Genomic DNA, 20,352 nt, shown 5'->3' on the forward strand with positions numbered 1-20,352 from the left:
TCAACGCGTGCAGAGCCGCGAAATTCCCGCGGACCTGGTCTCCCGGCTGCGGGCGGCCGGGTGTGTCTTCGCGGAAGAGGAGGCGTTGACGCTGGTATCCGCTGCCGGAACCGCAGCGGCGCTCAACGACATGGTGAAGCGGCGGCTGGCCGGAGAGCCGCTGGAACAGATTCTGGGCTGGGGAGCGTTCGGGGGTGTCCGGGTAGCGCTTCGGCCGGGAGTTTTCGTTCCACGGCGGCGCACGGAGTTCCTGGCCGTCCTGGCCGTCAGCCTGCTCGCAGGGCATCGGGCGGCCGTGGTGGCGGACTTGTGCTGCGGCTCGGGGGCAGTCGCGATGGCCGTCTCGGCGGGCGTACCGGACTGCCGGGTCTACGCAGTTGACCTGGACCCGGACGCGGTCGCCTGCGCACGCATCAATCTGCCGCAGGCGGTGGTGCTGCGGGGAGACCTCTTTCCGGCGCTTCCCGCAGAGCTGCACGGGAGGCTCGACCTCGTGGTGGCCAATGCACCCTATGTGCCCACCCCGTTCCTCGCGACGCTGCCCCGCGAAGCACGCGACTATGAGCCGACGGCCACCCTCGACGGCGGCCGGGACGGACTGGATCTCGTGCGGCGGATCATCAGCGACGCTCCGCCGTGGCTTGCGTCCGGGGGGAAGATCCTGCTCGAGTGCAGTGAGGAACAGGCAACCGCAGTGGGCGGGCTGCTTGTCTCGGCCGGTTTGTCCCCGCGGGTTTTCCGTGACGAGGAAACCGATGCCACGGTTGCCGTCGGCAGTGCAACCGTGCGGAGGGGGAGGGGTAACGGGTAAACCGGTTAGGCTCGATGTGTGAATACACCCGAAACCTCCGACCCTGCCGCTACCGTAGTTCCCCGTTCATCGCCCAGCGTGCAGGTGGTGGGTGCCGCGATCCTGGATTCCCTGGTCCGGCCCTCGAAGCTCCTGGCAGCACGCCGGAGCGCTCCCGAAGCGCTCGCCGGATTGTGGGAGTTTCCGGGCGGGAAGGTGGAGCCCGGGGAAGGCAGCGTCCAGGCGCTGCACCGCGAGCTGGCCGAAGAACTGGGCATCCGGGTCGAGCTGGGGGATGAAGTGCGGGGACCGTCCGAGCAGGGCTGGCCGCTCAACAGCTCCGCGGCGATGCGGGTGTGGCTGGCCGAAGTCACCGGCGGAACCCCCGAGCCCCTGCAGGACCACGACGAGCTTCGCTGGGTGGATCTCACCGAAAGCGCGCTGATGGAGCTGGCCTGGATACCGGCCGACCTGCCGATCGTCACCGCGCTACGGAAAGCGGTCCACGCAGGACGCTAGAACAATGCCTCCTGGCCGACCGTGGGTGCGGCGGCCGTCGGTTCCGCTGCGGCGGGTCCCTGCGACGCCGGGCGCAGGAACCGTGCACCGCCGGTGAAGCCGTACTTGGCCTTGAAGAACCGGATCCTCCCGGCCAGCCAGTCGCGGTATTCCTTGGACGCGTAGGTCCCCTTGCCGTACAGCCGGGCGTACTTGCCGGACAAAGCGGGGTAATTCCGGGCAATGAACTCCAGGTACCACTCCCGTGCCCCGGGCCGCAGATGCAGGGCGCCCGCCGTGACCCCCGTGGCTCCGGCCGATGCCAGCGCCGAGAAAAGGGCGTCCAGGGATTCGTCGCCGTCCGTCAGCCACGGCAGGATCGGCATGGCCATGACCGAACACGGCAGGCCGGCGTCCCGCAGCCGGCTGATCAGCTCCAGCCGTGCTTTTGGGGTGGGGGTTCCCGGTTCTGCCAGCTTGGCCAGTTCCGGATCCACCAGGGCCAGCGAAATCCCCATTCCGATCTCCGTCTGGGCGGAGGCTTCCTTCAGGAGCGGGATGTCCCTGGCCAGCAGGGTGCCCTTGGTCAGGATGGAGAAGGGAGTGCCGCTGTCGGCGAGCGCCCGGATGATCCCCGGCATGAGCTTGTAGCGGCCCTCTGCCCGCTGGTACGGGTCGGTGTTGGTGCCCATCGCCACGTGGGCGTGCTGCCAGGAAGGGCGGGCGAGTTCCCGGCGCAGGACCTCGGCGGCATTGACCTTGACCACCAGCTGGCTGTCGAAGTCCGCCCCGCTGTCCAGGTCCAGGTAGGTGTGGGTTTTGCGGGCGAAGCAGTACACACAGGCATGGCTGCAGCCGCGGTAGGGGTTTACGGTCCATTCGAACGGCATGTTGGAGCCCCCGCCGACCTTGTTCAGCACCGATTTCGCGGCCACTTCGTGGAAGGTCACTCCGGCAAAGTCCGGAGTGCGCACGGAGCGGACCAGGCCCTGCAGCGGGATGAGGGGATCCATGGTGCCGGCCGGTAGGGGCAGCGCCGCGCCGGTGGGTGGCCCTCCCGGGTTGGTGTCCGTGCCGGAATGGCCCCTGCCGGTGGCCTCGCCGCCGTGTTGGGGAGTTGCCTTCAGTTCCTGACCTTGCCACCTCATTCCCCCATTAGAACATATGTTCGAATGATGGGGGAGGGGTTATGTGCGGCGGCCGCGGAGGCCCTGCCCGGGAGTCCGTGGCCCCGCGGGCCGGTAGCCTCCGTCACGCAGTCCGGCCAGCCGTTCAAACGGATTGGCCGACGCCGGATCCCCGGTGGCGGCATGCGAGAGGGCCGAAGCGGCGAAGTATGCCGGCAGGAAGAAAGGGCCCAGAAGCGCGTACTGGGAGCTGTGGCGGATCTCGTGCCGCAGCAGCGGGCTGTCCGGTGCGTGGATGCGGCGGGCCGAAGAGGAACGGTAGAGGACCACGTTGCCCACGGTGAAGGCGGCCGCCCGGGGAAGGGGCAGCGGATAATCCCCGGCAAGGGTGGTTTTCTGCGGCCCCGCGGTAAGGGTGCATCCGGTCGCGCGTGCCAGCAGCACACCTGCAGGGGTGGAAAGGTTCAGCAGGTTGAGCCAGCGCCGGATGGACACCGCACGCGGGGAGTGCGGACGTGCCGCGGGGGAGGGCAGCCGGGACGGGATTCCGCTGCGGCCGGGGGCGGCGTTCTGAAGCCTGCGCGGACGGAGAACGGTGGGTACGGACGGCATGGCACCTCCCTGCGGCAGTATGACGGCCCTGCTGGGTGCGTCTACTAGACTTGCAATGATAAGCCAGAACCCAACTAGGGCCGGAAACAGGTAAGAACAGTACATGTCTAACTCCACACCGGGGACCGGTTCCCCAGATACTTCCCCTGAGGGCGCCCTGCCCGAGCCGCCGAATCCGCTGGATGAAGCCGCCATAGCCGGAGCGGTCGAGCAGGCGCTCGCCGCCATTGCCGCTGCCGCGGACCTGAACGGGCTCAAGGAGGTCCGGATTGCCGTCACTGGCGAGAAGTCGCCGCTGAGCCTCGCGAACCGGACCATCGGCAAGCTCCCCAAGGACCAGAAGGCCGCCGCCGGCAAGCTGGTGGGCCCGGCCCGCGGCCGGATCAACTCCGCGCTCGCCGCCCGCACCGTTGAGCTCGAGGCGGAGCGTGATGCCCGGATCCTTGTAGAGGAAGCCGTAGACGTCACCGCAGCCCCGCGCCGCCGCCGCATCGGCGGCCGGCACCCCATTTCCACCCTGCAGGACCGGGTGGCGGACGTGTTCGTGGGCATGGGCTGGGAAATCGCCGAAGGCCCCGAGGTGGAATCCGAGTGGTTCAACTTTGACGCCCTGAACTTCAAGCCGGACCACCCTGCCCGCGAAATGCAGGACACCTTCTTCGTCGAGCCGCCCGAGGCGCACCTGGTGATGCGCACGCACACCTCCCCGGTCCAGGTCCGTTCCATGCTCGAACGGGACCTGCCGATCTACGTACTGTGCCCGGGCAAGGTCTTCCGCACCGACGAACTGGATGCAACGCACACTCCGGTGTTCCACCAGTTCGAGGGGCTGGCGGTGGACAAGGGCCTGACCATGGCCGACCTGGTCGGCACCCTGGAGCACTTCACCCGTGTGCTCTTCGGCGACGAGGCGAAGGTGCGACTGCGGCCGAACTACTTCCCGTTCACCGAACCCAGCGCCGAGCTGGACATCTGGCACCCGGGCGCCAAGGGCGGCCCGCGCTGGATCGAGTGGGGCGGCTGCGGCATGGTCAACCCCAACGTGCTCCGCGCCGCAGGGATCGACCCCGAGGTCTATTCAGGTTTTGCTTTCGGCATGGGCATTGACCGTGCCCTCATGTTCCGCAACGAGGTTTCGGACATGCACGAAATGATCGAAGGCGACGTACGTTTCAGCGAACACTTCGGGATGGAGATCTAAGTGAGAATCCCACTTTCCTGGCTGCGCGAGTATGCCCAGGTACCGGCGGATGCAACCGCCGAAGACGTGATGGAAGACCTCGTACGCGTAGGTCTTGAAGAAGAAGACGTGCACCGTCCCTCCGACGAGCTGCAGGGTCCGATTGTGGTGGGCCAGGTGCTCAGCATGGAACCGGAACCGCAGAGCAACGGCAAGACCATCAACTGGTGCTCCGTCCGCGTGGTGCCCGAAGGTACCGAACAGACCCTGACCGGCAAGGGCATCGAGCCCTCCGGCGTGCAGGGCATTGTCTGCGGCGCGCACAACTTCAAGGTCGGGGACAAGGTTGTCGTGACCCTGCCCGGCGCCGTGCTGCCCGGCGATTTCCGGATCAGCCCGCGCAAGACCTACGGCCACGTCTCCGCCGGCATGATCGCCTCCGTGCGTGAACTGGGTATCGGCGATGACCACGACGGCATCCTGGTGCTCTCCACTCTTGGCCTGGACCCCGAAGTGGGCACCGATGCCATGGAGCTGCTTGGCCTGTATGACCAGGCAGCGGAAATCAACGTCACTCCGGACCGCGGCTACGTCTTCTCCATCCGCGGCGCCGCCCGCGAATACGCGCACGCCACCGGCACCAAGTTCACCGACCCGGCCGCCGCCGTCGTCGTTCCCGCCGCCGACGGCAAGGGTTACCCGGTCCGGGTCGACGACGCCGCGCCCATCTACGGCAAGCCCGGCTGCGACCGGTTCGTGGCACGCACGGTCCGCGGTGTGGATACGTCCCGGCCCACCCCGCCGTGGATGTCCTCGCGCCTGCGTCTGGCCGGCATGCGGTCCATCTCGCTGGTGGTCGACATTTCCAACTACGTCATGCTTGAGCTCGGCCAGCCGCTGCACTTCTACGACCTGGATAAGCTCACCGGCGAGATCGTGGTCCGCCGCGCGGCCGAGGGCGAGACGCTGAAGACCCTGGATGAGAAGGAACGCCGGCTCTCCCCGGAGGACCTGCTGATCACGGACGGCTCCGGTGCCATCGGCATCGCCGGCGTCATGGGCGGAGCCGCCACCGAGGTGGGCGACGGCACGCAGAACGTCCTCATCGAAGCCGCGCATTTCGAAGAGGTCAGCATCGCCCGCTCCCGCCGCCGGCATAAGCTGCCCTCCGAGGCGTCCAAGCGCTTCGAGCGCGGCGTGGACCCGGACGTGGCCGACGTCGCTGCGCAGCGTGCGGTGGACCTGCTGGCGGAACTCGCCGGCGGCACCGCCGATGAGTCCATCACCGACGTCGGAACCGTACCCGAACCGCGCCGCATCGAGCTGCCCGCAGACTTCCCCGCGCAGCTGATCGGCCTGGAGTTCACGGAGTCCCAGATCACCGGGAGCCTGGAGGATCTGGGTGCTGCCGTGGAGAAGACCGACGGCGGCTACCTCGTCACGCCGCCGAGCTGGCGCACGGACCTGGAGACACGTGAAGACCTCACCGAGGAAATCATCCGCCTGGTGGGCTACGACAAGATTCCCTCCACCCTCCCGGTCGCGCCTCCCGGGCGCGGCCTGACGCGTCTGCAGCAGCAGCGCCGCCGTCTGATGTCATCCCTGGCCGCGGCCGGCCTCACCGAGGTGCTGGCCTATCCGTTCGTGACGGAGGCGGACAACGCCGCCTTCGGCGCACCGGAGGGAAACGTGCAGGCACTGAAGCTGGCCAACCCGCTCAGCGCCGAATACGGCTACCTGCGCACCTCGGTGCTGCCGGGCCTGTTCGAGGTGGCCAAGCGCAACATGTCCCGCGGTTTCCGCGACCTGGCCCTGTTTGAGTCCGGTACGGTCTTCCTGCCCGGTGAGCACCTCGGCACGGAAAGCATCCCGCCGCTGGGCGTAAAGCCGTCCGATGAGGTCCTGGACGAGCTGTACGCCGGCATCCCGGACCAGCCGCTGCACGTGGGCGTAGTCCTCACCGGCCACGAGTCCGCTCCCGGCGCCGGCAGCACTCCGCGCGCCTGGGACTGGGCAGACGCCATCGACTTCGCCCGGCTGATGGGCGACGTCCTCGGCGTGGAACTGGTGGTGGAACAGGGGGCCCACCAGGCATTCCACCCCGGCCGCACCGCTCGCATTGCGCTGCGCAGCGGCGAGACCGTGGGCTACGCCGGCGAACTGCACCCGAAGCTGCTGGCCGAACGGGATCTGCCCGCCCGCACGGTGGCCGCGGAGCTGAACGTGGATGCGGTCTTCGACGCCGCCCCCGACGTCATTGTGGCCCGTCCCATCTCCAGCTTCCCCATCTCCACGCAGGACGTGGCCCTGGTGGTGGCTGAGGACGTTCCCGCCGAGCAGGTCCGCGAGGCGCTGCGCGAGGGCGCCGGGGAACTGCTCGAAGACGTGGCCCTGTTCGACGTGTACGCGGGATCCGGCATCGAGCCCGGGCATAAGTCGCTGGCCTTCGCGCTGCGTTTCCGCGCCCCGGACCGGACGCTGACCGCCGACGAAGCCTCCGAGGCACGTGCCGCCGCCGTCGCCCTCGCTGCCGAACGTTTCGGCGCCGTGCAGCGGTAGGGTAATCCAGCCATCAGCAGCCCCCGCCGCAATCCGGCGGGGGCTGCTGCCGTTAAGGGCTCCTTCCGGTGAACCGGACCGCAAACGGCTGCCCGCATACACGCCGGCCGCTAAGCTGTGGCGATGACATCCCGCGGCACCTCCTGGTACCTCTTCGACTACGGCATGGTGATTTCCGCCGCTCCTGCCCCGGAGGACTGGCACCTGCTGGAACACGCCACCGGCCGCCGGAGCCTGGAGGCCGGAACGAGCCCGTACTGGGCTAGGCGCGAGGATTTCGACGCCGGCCGGCTGACCCCGGCGCAGTACTGGGCCAGCGTGCTGGGCCGGGACCCCGGCCCGGACGAGGTGGAAACCCTGGAGGAACTGGACGCAGCGCAATGGTCCCGCCTGAACCCGCGGACGATGGAGGTGCTGGGGGAGCTGCACGCCGAGGGGGCCCGCCTCGCCCTGCTCTCCAACATGCCGGCGGGCATGTCTCGCAGGTATGCCGCCGGGTCGCCCTGGGCGCGCTACTTCGAGAAGCTGTACTTCAGCGGGCAGATGGGCCTGGTGAAGCCGGACCGGAGGATCTTCGAGCGCGTGGTCGGGGACCTTGGCTCAGCGCCGGAAGAGATCGTCTTCATCGACGACAACCCGCAGAACATCGCAGCGGCCCGGGCCCTGGGGTTCCGGACGGTCCTGCACACCGGCGGGATCGACCTTCGGGCGGAGCTTGCCGGGCCCGGGTGATGGGTAGCGTCCCCGGTGCTGCCCGTCCGTCGTTCTCCGCGCGTCAGCAGGGCTGCCTCGGGGCTCCGAGATCCAAGGGTTTCACCATGGAGGAAAGACCGTGCTGCCGTGCCTCGGCGCAGAAGTCCAGGGTTCCTTCGTATTCGACATGCAGGACGGCCTTGCCCGCGTCGGTGAACGGCTTGTACCGGCCGCACTCTTCATACCGCATGCATTCCTCGTTGACGGCGAAGTCAAAGGTCTCCACCAATTCGGGAATCTGGTCGACGTCGTTTTTGAGCGCCACGGACAAACCGCGGGAGTGTGCCAGCTCCGCAACCGCCCGGTTGTAGGCAAGCTGGTCCCCGGCGGTAAGCGGAAACCCGGTGTCGTTGACATACCCGTCGAGGTTGTCCGGCTCCACTGCGTCAAAGCCCTTCGCCGCACACGTGTCCATCCGTGCTGCCATGATCGGCAGGAGAAGGTCCATTTGCCGGATGTCGAGCCACTGCTCGTCCGGCCAGCCGTCCATGGTGCTTCCGCGGACCTCCTGCCGAAACGTGCCGGCGTCGCTGCGGAAGTCTTCCCATGTCCCGGCCGAGAGGTAGCAGATGGTCCTCCGGCCTGCCTGTTGGAGCGCGGCTATGTCCCCACTGTCGGTGGTTTCATAATCGACGTCGTAAATCTGGGCGTTCACGCCCAGGTCCAGGGTGCCGCTGAGCTGCCATTGCCAGGTGGAGCCGGGCTGGGGCAGCCACAGCGGGGCGCCGGGCCCGGACGATACATCGGTAGCGGGAGCACTGCTGTCCGCGGGAGTAATGCTGTCTCCAGGAGCGCAGGCAGACACTGCTGTGACGAGGAGCAGCACCAGCATCAGCACGGAGGGCTTCCGTGCGGGGCTTCCGAACCTTCGCCGGTTTTTCCGCATCAGGGAACCAGGAGTACCTTTCCGGTGGTCTTCCGTCCCTCCAGGTCCGTGTGCGCCCGGGCTGCCTCCGCCAGCGGATACGTCTGTCCGATCCGCACGTCCAGGGTGCCGGCCAGAACCGCGTCGAAAAGCTCGCGTGCCCGCCACTGGCGTTCTTCGGGCGTGAGCAGGTAATGCGCGATGGTAGGCCTGGTCAGGAACAGCGAACCGGAGGAATTCAGCCGCTGGATATCGAAGGGCGGGACCGGTCCGGACGAGGCCCCGAAGAGCACCAGCATGCCGCGGGTGCGCAGGCTGGCGAGCGAGCCGTCAAAGGTTGCCCTGCCGACGCCGTCGTACACCACATCCACACCCTGCCCGCCGGTGAGGGCCCGCACCTGCCCGGTGAAACCGTCATAGCGCAGCACATGGTCGGCGCCGGCGCCCCGGGCCAGCTGCTCCTTCTCCTCGGTGGACACGGTGGTGATCACCGTTGCGCCCTTGGCCTTGAGCAGCTGGATCAGCAGGAGTCCGACTCCGCCGGCCCCGGCATGGACCAGCACATCCTGTCCCTCCTGCACCGGGAAGGTGGAATTGCACAAGTAGTGTGCGGTGATGCCCTGGAGCAGCAGTGCCGCCACGGTCTCGTCCCGGAGGCCGGCGGGCACCGGAAGAGCCACGTCCGCGTCCATCAGCATGTACTCGGCATAGGCGCCGCCGCCCTCGGCCGTGGCCACGCGGTCGCCTTCCCGGAAGCCGGACTCAAGTCCGGCGGACACTACGGTTCCGGCCGCCTCCGCACCGGGTATGAAGGGATGTGACACCGGATAAATGCCGCTGCGCTTATAGGTATCGATAAAGTTCACGCCTGCCGCGGCCACCTTGACGAGCACCTGGCGCGGACCGGGCTGTGGCAGTTCAACGTCTTCGTAGCGCAGGATTTCCGGTCCGCCCGACTCCGGGACGACAATGGCTTTGTGCATGGCATGACCTCTCTTGCTTACGGTGGGCGTGCAGGTTCGATGTGGTCCCTATCATACGGTTTGCATAATTATTGGAGAGAGTGCATAAGTGTGCTGTAGGGTGGGGGCATGACGATTTCCGTAGCAGTCTCGGGCGCCAGCGGCTATGCCGGGGGCGAGGTGCTGCGCCTGCTGGCGGGCCACCCCGAGGTATCCATCGGTGCCATTACGGCCCACAGCAATGCCGGCACCCGGCTGGGGGAGCTCCAGCCGCACCTGCATTCCCTCGCCGACCAGGTCCTGGCGGACACGACGGTAGAGGCGCTTGCAGGACACGACGTCGTTTTCCTCGCTCTGCCGCACGGCGCCAGCGCCGGGATCGCGGCTCAGCTGGATCCGGACACCCTGGTGATCGACGCCGGCGCCGACCACCGGCTCGAAGACCCCGCGGCATGGGAAAAGTTCTACGGCTCCCCGCACGCGGGCACCTGGCCGTACGGGCTGCCTGAGCTGCCCGGCCACCGGGACCGGCTCAAGGGCGCCCGCCGGATAGCCGTGCCTGGCTGCTACCCCACCAGCTCCCTGCTCGCCCTGACTCCCGGGTTTGCCGCCGGACTGCTGGAACCTGACGACGTTGTCATTGTGTCCGCCTCCGGCACATCCGGTGCCGGGAAGGCCGCCAAACCGCACCTGCTCGGCTCGGAAGTCCTGGGCGGCATGAGCCCGTACGGTGTGGGCGGCAGCCACCGGCACACCCCGGAGATCGAGCAGGGCCTGTCCGCTGCCGCCGGCGAGCCCGTGGCCGTATCCTTTACGCCGACGCTGGCGCCGATGGCCCGCGGGATCCTGACCACGGCCACCGCGAAGGTCCGCCCCGGCGTTGACCCTGCAGCGCTGCGCAGCGCGTGGGAATCGGCGTACGCCTCCGAGCATTTCGTCCGGGTGCTGCCGGAGGGCCAATGGCCCGGCACCAAGATGGTGGTCGGCTCCAACTATGCCGTGCTGCAGCTGGCCTACGACGCCCATGCCCGCCGGGTGATCGTCAGCTGCGTCATTGACAACCTCAACAAGGGAACTGCCGGCGGCGCCGTGCAGTCCATGAACATTGCCCTCGGCCTGGATGAGACCGCGGGACTGACCCACCAGGGGGTGGCACCCTAATGAGTGCCCAATCACCAACCGATTCGACCATCGCTGCCGGCATCACCGGCATCACCGCTCCGGCGGGCTTCCGGGCTGCCGGAGTGGCCGCAGGCCTGAAGAATTCCGGGGGGCGCGACGTCGCCCTGGTGGTCAACGACGGTCCGTCGAAGGCCGCAGCCGCTGTCTTTACCCGTAACCGGGTGGCAGCCGCGCCGGTGCAGTGGTCGCGGCAGGCGGTGTCCGACGGCCGGGCCGACGCCGTGGTGCTGAACTCCGGCGGCGCCAACGCGTGCACCGGCAGCGAGGGATTCCGCAACACCCACGCCACCGCCGAAAAAACCGCCGAGCTGCTGGGCCTCGGTGCTGCGGACGTCCTGGTCTGCTCCACCGGCCTGATCGGCGTCCAGCTGCCGATGGACAAGCTGCTGCCTGCCGTGGAGGCCGCCGCCAACGCACTCTCCGCCGGCGCCGGCGCCGACGCCGCCCATGCCATCATGACCACGGACACCGTCGCCAAGCAGGCGCTCTTCACCGGTACGGACAGCTCCGGCCGGACGTATCGGATCGGCGGGATGGCCAAGGGCGCCGGAATGCTGGCCCCGGGGCTCGCGACGATGCTGGTGGTCCTGACTACTGACGCTGATCTCCCGGCACCTGCCCTGGACGCGGCCCTGCGGGCGGCAACAGCGGTGACGTTCGACCGCACCGATTCGGACGGCTGCATGTCCACGAACGACACCGTCATCCTGCTGGCGTCCGGAGCCTCGGGCGCCGAGCCCGGCGCGGATGACTTCACCGGCGGACTCACCGAAGTCTGCCACTCGCTGGCACAGCAGCTCATCACGGACGCCGAGGGTGCCAGCCACGACATCGCCATCACCACGGTCAACGCCGCCACGGTAGCCGACGCCGAAACGGCTTCGCGCGCCGTCGCCCGTTCCAATCTGTTCAAAACCGCGATCTTCGGCAACGACCCGAACTGGGGACGGGTGCTCTCCGCGGTCGGTACCACCGACGCGGCGTTCGAACCGGACCGGATCGACGTCACGATCAACGGAGTGCAGGTCTGCCGGGACGGCGGGATCGGCGACCCCCGCGAGGACGTGGACCTGGCACCGCGCGCCGTCACCGTGGAAATCGACCTCCACGCCGGCACCGAAAGCGCCACCATCTGGACGAACGATCTCACCACGGATTACGTCCACGAGAACTCTGCGTACAGCAGCTGACCGGGGGACAGGCATGAGTACACCAGCAGCGGCCGGCGAACGGCTGCGGGCACAGGACAAGGCACAGACGCTCATCGAGGCGCTGCCCTGGATCCAGCGCTTCGCCGGCACCACCATGGTCATCAAGTACGGCGGCAACGCCATGGTCAACGAGGACCTGCGGCGGGCGTTTGCCGATGACATCGTGTTCCTCCACCATGCCGGCGTGCACCCCGTGGTGGTCCACGGCGGCGGTCCGCAGATCAGCGCCATGCTGGACAGGCTCGGTATTGCCTCGGAATTCCGCGGCGGGCTGCGCGTGACCACCCCCGAGGCCATGGATGCCGTACGGATGGTCCTGACCGGGCAGGTTGGCCGTGAACTCGTAGGGCTGGTCAATGCGCACGGCCCCTACGCCGTAGGACTTTCCGGCGAGGACGGCGGCCTGCTGGAGGCCGTCCGGACCGGTGTCACGGTCGACGGCGAGGAACTGGACCTCGGCCTGGTCGGGGAAGTGGTGGGCGTGAACCCCGGCGCCATCCTGGACATTATTGCCGCCGGACGGATCCCGGTCATCAGCACCGTGGCGCCCGAGGTGGACGCCGACGGCGGGACCACCGGCCAGGTGCTCAACGTCAACGCCGACACGGCCGCCTCCGCCCTGGCCGTGGCGCTGGGCGCTTCGCGGCTGGTGGTGCTCACCGACGTGGAGGGCCTTTACCGGGACTGGCCGGACACATCCTCCCTGATCTCGTCCCTGACCACCGCCGAACTGCGGGCCATGCTGCCCGGCCTGGAAGCGGGCATGATCCCCAAGATGCAGGCGTGCCTGGCCGCGGTGGACGGCGGCGTGGACCGCGCCGCCGTCGTCGACGGCCGGATGGCGCACTCCATGCTGCTGGAAATTTTCACCGCGGCCGGAATCGGCACGCAGGTCATACCGGAGGGCAACCATGAATAACCTTCAGGCCCGGGACGCCGCGCCCGTAACCGCCGAGGCAGACGCGCAGCAGAGCTGGCTGGACCGCTACGGCTCCTCCCTGATGGGCGTCTTCGGTGCCCCGCAGCGGGCCCTGGTGCGCGGCAGCGGCTGCTACGTGGAAGACGCCGACGGGAAGCAGTACCTCGATCTGCTCGGCGGCATTGCCGTGAACGCCCTCGGCCACGCGCACCCCGCCCTCGTGGCGGCCGTGTCCGAGCAGCTCGCCACCCTCGGCCATGTTTCCAACTTCTTCACCAGCCCGGCACAGGTGCAGCTGGCCGAACGCCTGCTCGCGCTGGCCGGCGCACCGGAGGGCTCAAAGGTGTTCTTCGCGAACTCCGGTGCCGAGGCCAATGAAGCCGCCTTCAAGCTGGCCCGGAGGAATGCCGACCCCGCCGCCGGACGCACCCGGATCCTGGCCCTGGACGGCGCCTTCCACGGCCGGACCATGGGAGCACTGGCCCTCACGGCCAAACCGGCCTACCGCGAACCCTTCGAACCGCTGCCCGGCGGCGTCGAGCACCTTCCGTTCGGCGACATCGACGCGCTGCTGGCCGCCGTGGACGAAACCGTGGCCGCGGTTTTCCTGGAACCGATCCAGGGCGAGGCCGGGGTGCGGATGCTGCCGGAGGGCTACCTGCAGGCTGCCCGCGACGCGACCCGGGCCGCCGGCGCGCTGCTGGTGATGGACGAGGTGCAGACCGGAATCGGCCGGACCGGCACGTGGTTCGCCTCCGAAGGCGTCCTTCCCGATGCCATGACCCTGGCCAAGGGCCTGGGCGGAGGAATCCCCGTCGGGGCGATGATCACCTTCGGCGACACGGTATCCGGGCTGCTCGCGGCAGGGATGCACGGAACCACCTTCGGCGGGAACCCCGTTGCGGCCGCAGCCGCGCTGGCCACCCTCTCCGTCCTGGAATCCCAGGAGCTGCTCGCCAACGTGCAGGCCACCGGGGACTACCTGCGCCGGGAACTGGCAGGCCTGGACGCAGTGGCCGAAATCCGCGGCGAAGGCTTCCTCATCGGCATCGACCTGGTCGAGGAGATTGCCCCGGCGGCGGTCGCCGCCGCACTGGACGCCGGGTACATCATCAACAGCACCGGCCCGGCAACGCTGCGGCTCGCCCCGCCGCTGATCCTCACGGCGGAACAGGCCGGCACCTTCCTGGGTGCCCTGCCCGGCATCCTGGCCACAGCAGCCGCCACGCTTACCGGTACAACCACTGAAGGAAAACCATGACCCGTCATTTCCTGGTCGACACGGACCTCACGCAGGCGGAACAGGCCGAAGTCCTGGATCTGGCCGATGCGCTCAAGAAGGACCGCTACAAACACCAGCCGTTCGCCGGAGAGTCGACCGGCCGCAAAACGGTTGCCGTCATCTTCGACAAGACCTCCACCCGCACCCGGGTGTCCTTCGCGGCCGGCATCGCCGACCTGGGCGGCGTGCCGCTGATCATCGGCGCGGGGGAGTCCCAGCTCGGACACAAGGAGAGCGTCGCGGACACCACCAAGGTGCTCGAACGCATGGTGTCCACCATTGTCTGGCGGACCTACGCCCAGTCCGGCCTGGAGGAAATGGCCGCCAACTCCTCGGTCCCGGTCATCAACGCGCTCTCGGACGACTACCACCCCTGCCAGCTCCTGGCCGACCTGATGACCATCCGCGAGCACAAGGGAACGCTCGCCGGCCTCACCCTGGCCTACCTGGGTGACTGCGCCAACAACATGGCCAACTCCTACCTGCTCGCCGGCGTGACGGCCGGGATGCACGTCCGGGTGGCCGGCCCGCTGGGCTACCTGCCCGATCCGAAGATTGTCGACGCCGCGGCCGCCCGGGCCGAAGAGACCGGCGGCTCGGTCACCATCACCACCGACGCCGTCGAAGCGGTCACCGGAGCCGACGTCGTCGCCACCGATACCTGGGTATCCATGGGCCAGGAAGCCGAAAAGGCCGCCCGGCAGGAGCTGTTCCGCAGCTACACCGTGGACGCCGACGCCATGGCGCAGGCCGCGGAAGACGCCGTCGTCCTGCACTGCCTGCCCGCCTACCGCGGCTACGAAATCTCCGCCGAGGTGCTGGACGGGCCGCAGTCCGTAGTGTGGGACGAAGCGGAGAACCGGCTGCATGCGCAGAAAGCGCTGATGGTCTGGCTCATGGCGCAGTCCGGCCTTACGGGAGTACCGGAGGCACGGGCATGACCATGCCGGCAACCAAGACGGCGCGCCAGGCGCGCATCCGCTCCCTGCTGACCGGCCTGTCGGTCCGTTCCCAGGCCGAACTCGCGGCACTGCTGGCCGACGACGGCGTGCAGGTCACGCAGGCGACCCTCTCGCGCGACCTGGTGGAACTGGGAGCGGTGCGCATGCGCGGCAAGGACGGCGCCCTGGTCTACGCCGTCCCGTCAGAAGGCGGGGAGCGGGCACCCAAGTCCGGAGTCACCCAGGAAGTCCTGGATGCCCGGCTGGCCCGGCTCTGCGGGGAGCTGCTGGTCACCGCCGAAGCATCCGCGAACATCGTGGTGCTGCGCACCCCGCCCGGAGCCGCGAACTTCCTGGCCCTGGCGATCGACCACTCCGTGCTGCCGTCGGTCCTGGGCACCCTCGCCGGAGACGACACCGTGATGATGGTGACGCGGGACCCCGAAGGGGGCGCCGACCTGGCGGCCCGTTTCCTGCGGATCGCCGACGAAGCCACCAACAACGGCTCGGCACCCGAAAGCCGGATCCTGTAACCCGGTCCCGGCCCGAAAACCAAGACTTTCATCCTGAACCAACCAGCGGCCCCCCTAGGGCCGCAACCAATGCAAGAGGAGCGAAATCCGTGAGCGAACGTATTGTTCTGGCCTATTCCGGTGGCCTGGATACGTCAGTGGCCATCGGCTGGATTGCCGAGGCAACCGGTGCTGAAGTTATTGCCGTTGCCGTGGACGTAGGGCAGGGCGGCGAGTCCCTGGAAACCATCCGCCAGCGAGCCCTGGACTGCGGTGCGGTGGAGGCCTACGTGGCCGACGCCCGCGAGGAATTCGCCGCCGAGTACTGCATGCCCGCGCTGCAGGCCAATGCCCTCTACATGGATGCCTACCCGCTGGTCTCGGCGCTGTCCCGCCCCGTGATCGTCAAGCACCTCGTGGCAGCGGCCCGCCAGTTCGGCGCCACCACGGTTTCCCACGGCTGCACCGGTAAGGGCAACGACCAGGTGCGCTTCGAAGTCGGCATCCAGACCCTGGGCCCGGACCTGAAGTGCATCGCCCCGGTCCGCGACCTGGCCCTGACCCGCGACAAGGCCATCGCCTTTGCCGAGGAGAAGAACCTGCCGATCGTCACCACCAAGAAGAACCCCTTCTCCATCGACGCCAACGTCTGGGGACGGGCCGTGGAGACCGGCTTCCTCGAAGACATCTGGAACGGCCCCACCCCGGACGTCTACGAGTACACCTCCGACCCGGCGTCGGCCGCCGGTCCGGATGAGGTCGTCATCACCTTCAAGGAGGGCGTACCGGTGGCCATTGACGGCAAGCCCGTCACTCCGCTGCAGGCCATCGAGGAAATGAACCGCCGCGCCGGTGCCCAGGGCATCGGCCGGATCGACATTGTCGAAGACCGCCTCGTAGGCATCAAGAGCCGCGAAATCTACGAAGCACCCGGTGCCATGGCCCTGATGGCAGCGCACCGCGAACTGGAAAACGTCACCGTCGAGCGCGAGCAGGCCCGGTTCAAGAAGACGGTCGGCCAGCGCTGGACCGAGCTGGTCTATGACGGCCAGTGGTTCTCCCCGCTGAAGCAGTCCCTGGACGCCTTCATCGGCGACACCCAGAAGTACGTCTCCGGCGACATCCGCATGACCCTCGACGCCGGCCGTCCGGTAGTCACCGGCCGCCGCTCCGAGTCATCCCTGTATGACTTCAACCTAGCCACCTACGACACCGGCGACAGCTTCGACCAGTCCATGGCCCGCGGCTTCATCGAGCTGTTCGGGATGTCCTCCAAGGTGGCCTCCGGCCGCGACCAGCGCCTAGCAGAAGGTAAGTAAGCACATGAGCCACGGCAAGTCGCCAGAAGAAGCAGCGGGTACCGGGACCTCCGGTTCAACCGTCCAAGGTGCCCTGTGGGGCGGCCGGTTCGCCGGCGGCCCCGCAGACGCCCTTGCCGAGCTGAGCAAGTCCACCCACTTCGACTGGCGGCTTGCCGGCTACGACATCGCCGGCTCCCGGGCGCACGCCCGGGTGCTGCACAAGGCGGGCCTGCTCGACGACGCCGAGCTGGAGGGCATGCTCGAGGCCCTGGACCGGCTCGACGCCGACGTGAAGTCCGGCGCGTACGTCCCGGCCGCGTCCGACGAGGATGTGCACGGGTCCCTGGAACGGGGACTGATTGAGCGTGCCGGTGCCCGGCTGGGCGGCAAGCTGCGCGCCGGCCGGTCCCGCAATGACCAGATCGCCACCCTGGGCCGGATGTACCTGCGCGACCATGCACGGATCATTGCCGCCGGCGTCCTGGCCACGGTGGATGCCCTGGTGGAGCAGGCCGAAAAGCACCTCGGGGTCGCCATGCCCGGGCGGACGCATCTGCAGCATGCACAGCCGGTGCTGCTCAGCCACCACCTGCTGGCCCATGCCTGGGCCCTGCTGCGCGATGTGCAGCGGCTGGTTGACTGGGATAAGCGTGCAGCCGTGTCGCCCTACGGTTCCGGCGCCTTGGCCGGCTCGTCGCTGGGCCTTGACCCGAACGCCGTGGCGGCGGACCTGGGGTTCGACTCCGCCGTGTGGAACTCGATTGACGGCACCGCCTCCCGCGACGTGTACGCCGAGTTCTCCTGGGTTGCGGCGATGATCGGCGTGGACCTGTCCCGGATCAGCGAGGAAATCATCATCTGGGCCACCAAGGAGTTTTCCTTCGTGACCCTGGACGATGCCTTCTCGACCGGGTCGTCGATCATGCCGCAGAAGAAGAACCCGGACGTGGCTGAACTGGCCCGCGGCAAGGCCGGCCGGCTCATCGGAGACCTGACGGGGCTGCTGGCCACGCTCAAGGGCCTGCCGCTGGCGTACAACCGCGACCTGCAGGAAGACAAGGAGCCGGTGTTCGACGCCGCCGACACCCTCGAAGTCCTGCTTCCGGCCGTCTCCGGCATGATCGCGACCCTGACGTTCAATACCGAGCGGATGCAGGCCCTGGCCCCGCAGGGCTTTGCCCTGGCCACCGATATTGCCGAATGGCTGGTCCGTCAGGGCGTGCCCTTCCGCGAAGCGCACGAACTTTCCGGTGCCGCCGTCCAGCTGGCCGAGGGCCGCGGCGTCGAACTGGAGGACCTGACCGACGAGGACTATGCCGGGATTTCCCCGCACCTGACTCCGGAGGTGCGCACCGTCCTCAGTACCGAAGGTTCGCTGGCAAGCCGCAGCTCCCAGGGCGGTACAGCCCGGTCCGCGGTGGAACTGCAGCTGGCGGAGCTGGTCCGCCAGCTCGGGGACGTGCGCTCCTACGTGGGCTGACCCTGCCCCTACCTATGACGGACCCCGGCGGGATGCCCGCCGGGGTCCGTCTTTTCGTGCCGCGGGGTACGGAGCACCGTTACCCCGCTACGCTGGCGCCATGAGTGATGCCTTCCGGGCCCGGCTGCGGTCCCTGCCGGATTTCCCCGCGGACCTTCCCTCCTTTGATCCGTCCGCAGCCCCGCGGGATCCCGCCGAGCTTTTCCGCCAGTGGCTCTCCGGGGCGCTGGCCGCGGGAGTACGCCAGCCGCATGCATTTTCCCTCGCGACCGCGGACCCGGACGGGCATGTTTCCTCCCGGATGCTCATCCTCAAGGACCTCGACGACGACGGCGGGTGGCAGTTCGCCACGGCCCGCACCTCGCGCAAAGGCGGGGAACTGGCCCGTAATCCGAATGCCGCCATGAACTTCTACTGGCCGGAACTGGGCCGCCAGATCCGGGTGGCCGGGGCCGTCGTCGAACTGTCGGCCGAAGCATCTGCTGCGGACTGGGACGCGCGGCCGGCGGCGGACGGCAACCGAACCCGGCGTGGCAGCTCTACGCGCTCATGCCGCGGGAGATCGAATTCTGGCAGGCCCGTGCCGACCGGCATCACATCCGTCACCGGATGCATTTCTGAGCTGTTGGCAGGGCCTGAGCCAGGCATGCGTATGCGGCGGGACAATTTTCTCCGGCCGCGTAGCCTCTACGCATGGCCGGAAATTCGGAGGCAGAGCAACCGACGCTGCGTACAACACAGGTCAGCGGGCCGGAAGTGCGCCGGCTCAACCGAGCCCGCTCAGCGCTTCACGGGGTGCGCTGGGCGATGCTCCTGCTCTGGGGGATGCTCCTGCCCCTGTTGCTGCTCCTGCTGCTGGAACCCCTGCTCCCCGATGCGGTCATGGAGCCGGCCGGATACCTCCTGGGCGCCTGCCTGCTGGTCCCCTTCGGGCTGTGGCCGGTCGAGCACGCGCTGGAACGGCACGAATACAAGGTTCGAATGCGCGTGTTTCCCTGCGTGGAGACGGCTTTATCCGCGTTGCAGGCGGGTTGGAGCACTGAATGGTCGGTGCCGGCAGGCCCCGGCTCGAAGGAACGGTTGACCTCCCGCGGAACCTGGAGACAAAGATACGAGTGGATCCTCGACTACAGCGGAGACCGGCTAGTCATCACGGAACTTGCCCCGCAGGACCATGAGGACGAGGACGAACCGTAAGCAGGATCCCGCCAGGTGAAGAGAGACCGCCTTCACTGGGCACGCCCGCCGCAGCTACCCTTGGAAAAACCCCAGGAGGACGCGCCATGACCGAGTCCAGCCCCGTCAATGCACCCATTCCCACCGGCAGGATCGAGCGCCGCCCCGACGGCTACACGCTGGTCTTCGAACGTCGGTTCGATTTCCCCGCAGGACATATCTGGGACGTGTTGACCCGCGGGGACAAAGTGGCCCGGTGGCTCGGCACGGTCAGTCCCGAATGGCAGCTCGGCAGGGAATACCGCCTGGACATGGGGGCCACGGAGGTCACCGGAACGGTGCTGCAGATGAGTCCCGGGCTGAGCCTGCAGTTCACCTGGGAAGATCCGCTGGGCGACGAGTCCGTCCTCGACTGGCAGGTGCTGGAAACCGCCGACGGTGCACTGCTGCAGTTCCGCGCGCACGAGGACAGTGCGGACTTCCTCAGCGAAGGCGCGGCCGGGTGGCAGGGGATCCTGGAGGTGTTCGACGACGTCGCCGCAGGACGGGAACCCACCAGGGTGTCCATGGACCACTGGCGGGCGCTCCGGGACGCCTACTCCGGGAAATTCGGCGTCTCGCCCACGATGGGACACCTGGAGGCGGCCGGGATTGTCTTCGAACGGTGGTACGCGGCAGCGGCCCGCGACGTCGGCAGTGCGCTGGATCGTGCGACGTCGGAACTCGGAATCGGTTCTGACGCTTCCGTCGACATCACGGAGGAAGACGGGCGAACGCGCGTCCTCGTACGGCAACCCGTGGAAGGCCGAAACAATGCTGCAGCCGAGGCATCCGCCCAGCTCGCCGTGTGGCACCAGGCACTGGACGCTGCCGGTGACCACGTTTCCGGAAACCCCTGGCACCCGAGCTCGCGGCGGCTGGCCGCGCTGAAGGAGTTCTACGGCGCCGCCCCAGGCTGAGCACCATGCCGGAAAAACCTGCCCGCCGAAGCTTGCTACCGTC

General features: G+C 68.3%; 20 protein-coding genes and 1 pseudogene. 17 read left to right on the forward strand and 4 right to left on the reverse strand.

Features of this window, described 5'->3' with window-relative positions:
- Positions 1-7 precede the first annotated feature (7 nt).
- Both AC5RT8_RS07925 and AC5RT8_RS07930 read left to right on the forward strand, forming a co-directional pair.
- A complete protein-coding gene (locus tag AC5RT8_RS07925) occupies positions 8-811 on the forward strand; it encodes a putative protein N(5)-glutamine methyltransferase (RefSeq protein WP_494095154.1) in 804 nt (267 codons plus the stop codon).
- 18 nt (positions 812-829) lie between these two features.
- Entirely contained in the window at positions 830-1,309 is a 480-nt protein-coding gene (locus AC5RT8_RS07930; protein ID WP_494095155.1) for a (deoxy)nucleoside triphosphate pyrophosphohydrolase, read from the forward strand.
- Here the strand turns inward: AC5RT8_RS07930 and AC5RT8_RS07935 are convergent.
- Positions 1,306-2,436 (reverse strand): Rv2578c family radical SAM protein, encoded by a 1,131-nt coding sequence (locus tag AC5RT8_RS07935; protein WP_494095156.1) that lies wholly within the window; start codon positions 2,434-2,436, stop codon positions 1,306-1,308. The genes AC5RT8_RS07930 and AC5RT8_RS07935 overlap by 4 nt on opposite strands.
- A 39-nt stretch (positions 2,437-2,475) precedes the next feature.
- The gene (locus tag AC5RT8_RS07940) at positions 2,476-3,027 is read right to left on the reverse strand and encodes a hypothetical protein (protein ID WP_494095157.1); all 552 of its coding nucleotides are present in this window, start codon (positions 3,025-3,027) and stop codon (positions 2,476-2,478) included.
- 103 nt (positions 3,028-3,130) lie between these two features.
- Here AC5RT8_RS07940 and pheS point away from each other — a divergent pair, with 103 nt between their 5' ends.
- The 3 genes from pheS (at position 3,131) to AC5RT8_RS07955 (ending at position 7,498) form a co-directional block, all read left to right on the forward strand.
- Entirely contained in the window at positions 3,131-4,228 is a 1,098-nt protein-coding gene (pheS, locus tag AC5RT8_RS07945) for a phenylalanine--tRNA ligase subunit alpha (protein WP_494095158.1), read from the forward strand.
- The gene (pheT, locus tag AC5RT8_RS07950) at positions 4,229-6,766 is read left to right on the forward strand and encodes a phenylalanine--tRNA ligase subunit beta (protein ID WP_494095159.1); all 2,538 of its coding nucleotides are present in this window, start codon (positions 4,229-4,231) and stop codon (positions 6,764-6,766) included.
- A gap of 123 nt (positions 6,767-6,889) precedes the next feature.
- Positions 6,890-7,498, forward strand: coding sequence for an HAD family hydrolase (locus AC5RT8_RS07955; RefSeq protein WP_494095160.1), 609 nt, complete (start codon positions 6,890-6,892; stop codon positions 7,496-7,498).
- Positions 7,499-7,541: 43 nt separating this feature from the next.
- Here the strand turns inward: AC5RT8_RS07955 and AC5RT8_RS07960 are convergent, their stop codons facing one another.
- Both AC5RT8_RS07960 and AC5RT8_RS07965 read right to left on the reverse strand, forming a co-directional pair.
- Positions 7,542-8,351, reverse strand: a complete 810-nt coding sequence (locus AC5RT8_RS07960) for an endo alpha-1,4 polygalactosaminidase (protein ID WP_494095199.1) — start codon at positions 8,349-8,351, stop codon at positions 7,542-7,544.
- Between the two features lie 53 nt (positions 8,352-8,404).
- Entirely contained in the window at positions 8,405-9,367 is a 963-nt protein-coding gene (locus tag AC5RT8_RS07965; RefSeq protein ID WP_494095161.1) for a quinone oxidoreductase family protein, read from the reverse strand.
- A gap of 108 nt (positions 9,368-9,475) precedes the next feature.
- Between AC5RT8_RS07965 and argC the strand changes: the two genes are divergently transcribed.
- The 12 genes and pseudogenes from argC to AC5RT8_RS08025 all read left to right on the forward strand — a co-directional run bounded on the left by argC (position 9,476) and on the right by AC5RT8_RS08025 (position 20,309).
- Positions 9,476-10,507 (forward strand): N-acetyl-gamma-glutamyl-phosphate reductase, encoded by a 1,032-nt coding sequence (gene argC, locus AC5RT8_RS07970; protein WP_494095162.1) that lies wholly within the window; start codon positions 9,476-9,478, stop codon positions 10,505-10,507.
- Positions 10,507-11,718: a bifunctional glutamate N-acetyltransferase/amino-acid acetyltransferase ArgJ gene (argJ, locus tag AC5RT8_RS07975; protein WP_494095163.1), complete on the forward strand. Its 1,212-nt coding sequence runs from the start codon at positions 10,507-10,509 to the stop codon at positions 11,716-11,718. Before argC ends, argJ begins: the two co-directional genes overlap by 1 nt.
- Positions 11,719-11,731: 13 nt before the next feature.
- Positions 11,732-12,658, forward strand: a complete 927-nt coding sequence (gene argB, locus AC5RT8_RS07980; protein WP_494095164.1) for an acetylglutamate kinase — start codon at positions 11,732-11,734, stop codon at positions 12,656-12,658.
- Positions 12,651-13,919, forward strand: a complete 1,269-nt coding sequence (locus AC5RT8_RS07985) for an acetylornithine transaminase (protein WP_494095165.1) — start codon at positions 12,651-12,653, stop codon at positions 13,917-13,919. The genes argB and AC5RT8_RS07985 overlap by 8 nt, the downstream gene beginning before the upstream one ends.
- Positions 13,916-14,881, forward strand: coding sequence for an ornithine carbamoyltransferase (argF, locus tag AC5RT8_RS07990; RefSeq protein ID WP_494095166.1), 966 nt, complete (start codon positions 13,916-13,918; stop codon positions 14,879-14,881). The genes AC5RT8_RS07985 and argF overlap by 4 nt, the downstream gene beginning before the upstream one ends.
- On the forward strand, positions 14,878-15,414 hold the full coding sequence (locus AC5RT8_RS07995) for an arginine repressor (protein ID WP_494095167.1): 537 nt from the start codon (positions 14,878-14,880) through the stop codon (positions 15,412-15,414). Before argF ends, AC5RT8_RS07995 begins: the two co-directional genes overlap by 4 nt.
- Before the next feature lie 89 nt (positions 15,415-15,503).
- Entirely contained in the window at positions 15,504-16,712 is a 1,209-nt protein-coding gene (locus AC5RT8_RS08000; protein WP_494095168.1) for an argininosuccinate synthase, read from the forward strand.
- Between the two features lie 4 nt (positions 16,713-16,716).
- Complete coding sequence (gene argH / locus AC5RT8_RS08005; RefSeq protein WP_494095169.1) at positions 16,717-18,174, forward strand: argininosuccinate lyase; 1,458 nt, start codon at positions 16,717-16,719, stop codon at positions 18,172-18,174.
- Between the two features lie 100 nt (positions 18,175-18,274).
- A pseudogene (locus AC5RT8_RS08010) lies at positions 18,275-18,619 on the forward strand (pyridoxamine 5'-phosphate oxidase family protein); the annotation flags it as partial.
- A 104-nt stretch (positions 18,620-18,723) separates the two neighbouring features.
- Positions 18,724-18,795: a pyridoxine 5'-phosphate oxidase C-terminal domain-containing protein gene (locus AC5RT8_RS08015; protein ID WP_494095200.1), complete on the forward strand. Its 72-nt coding sequence runs from the start codon at positions 18,724-18,726 to the stop codon at positions 18,793-18,795.
- A 72-nt stretch (positions 18,796-18,867) separates the two neighbouring features.
- A complete protein-coding gene (locus AC5RT8_RS08020; RefSeq protein ID WP_494095201.1) occupies positions 18,868-19,371 on the forward strand; it encodes a hypothetical protein in 504 nt (167 codons plus the stop codon).
- 86 nt (positions 19,372-19,457) lie between these two features.
- Entirely contained in the window at positions 19,458-20,309 is an 852-nt protein-coding gene (locus AC5RT8_RS08025) for an SRPBCC domain-containing protein (RefSeq protein WP_494095170.1), read from the forward strand.
- Positions 20,310-20,352 lie beyond the last annotated feature (43 nt).

Source organism: Arthrobacter sp. Ms25 (assembly GCF_059090365.1).

Bases quoted from the DNA above. Each gene is read 5' to 3' on its own strand.
- AC5RT8_RS07935 (WP_494095156.1), bottom strand. From the start codon at position 2,436: ATGAGGTGGCAAGGTCAGGAACTGAAGGCAACTCCCCAACACGGCGGC.
- AC5RT8_RS07940 (WP_494095157.1), bottom strand. From the start codon at position 3,027: ATGCCGTCCGTACCCACCGTTCTCCGTCCGCGCAGGCTTCAGAACGCC.
- pheS (WP_494095158.1), top strand. From the start codon at position 3,131: ATGTCTAACTCCACACCGGGGACCGGTTCCCCAGATACTTCCCCTGAG.
- AC5RT8_RS07955 (WP_494095160.1), top strand. From the start codon at position 6,890: ATGACATCCCGCGGCACCTCCTGGTACCTCTTCGACTACGGCATGGTG.
- AC5RT8_RS07960 (WP_494095199.1), bottom strand. From the start codon at position 8,351: ATGCTGGTGCTGCTCCTCGTCACAGCAGTGTCTGCCTGCGCTCCTGGA.
- AC5RT8_RS07965 (WP_494095161.1), bottom strand. From the start codon at position 9,367: ATGCACAAAGCCATTGTCGTCCCGGAGTCGGGCGGACCGGAAATCCTG.
- argC (WP_494095162.1), top strand. From the start codon at position 9,476: ATGACGATTTCCGTAGCAGTCTCGGGCGCCAGCGGCTATGCCGGGGGC.
- argJ (WP_494095163.1), top strand. From the start codon at position 10,507: ATGAGTGCCCAATCACCAACCGATTCGACCATCGCTGCCGGCATCACC.
- argB (WP_494095164.1), top strand. From the start codon at position 11,732: ATGAGTACACCAGCAGCGGCCGGCGAACGGCTGCGGGCACAGGACAAG.
- AC5RT8_RS07985 (WP_494095165.1), top strand. From the start codon at position 12,651: ATGAATAACCTTCAGGCCCGGGACGCCGCGCCCGTAACCGCCGAGGCA.
- argF (WP_494095166.1), top strand. From the start codon at position 13,916: ATGACCCGTCATTTCCTGGTCGACACGGACCTCACGCAGGCGGAACAG.
- AC5RT8_RS07995 (WP_494095167.1), top strand. From the start codon at position 14,878: ATGACCATGCCGGCAACCAAGACGGCGCGCCAGGCGCGCATCCGCTCC.
- argH (WP_494095169.1), top strand. From the start codon at position 16,717: ATGAGCCACGGCAAGTCGCCAGAAGAAGCAGCGGGTACCGGGACCTCC.
- AC5RT8_RS08020 (WP_494095201.1), top strand. From the start codon at position 18,868: ATGGCCGGAAATTCGGAGGCAGAGCAACCGACGCTGCGTACAACACAG.
- AC5RT8_RS08025 (WP_494095170.1), top strand. From the start codon at position 19,458: ATGACCGAGTCCAGCCCCGTCAATGCACCCATTCCCACCGGCAGGATC.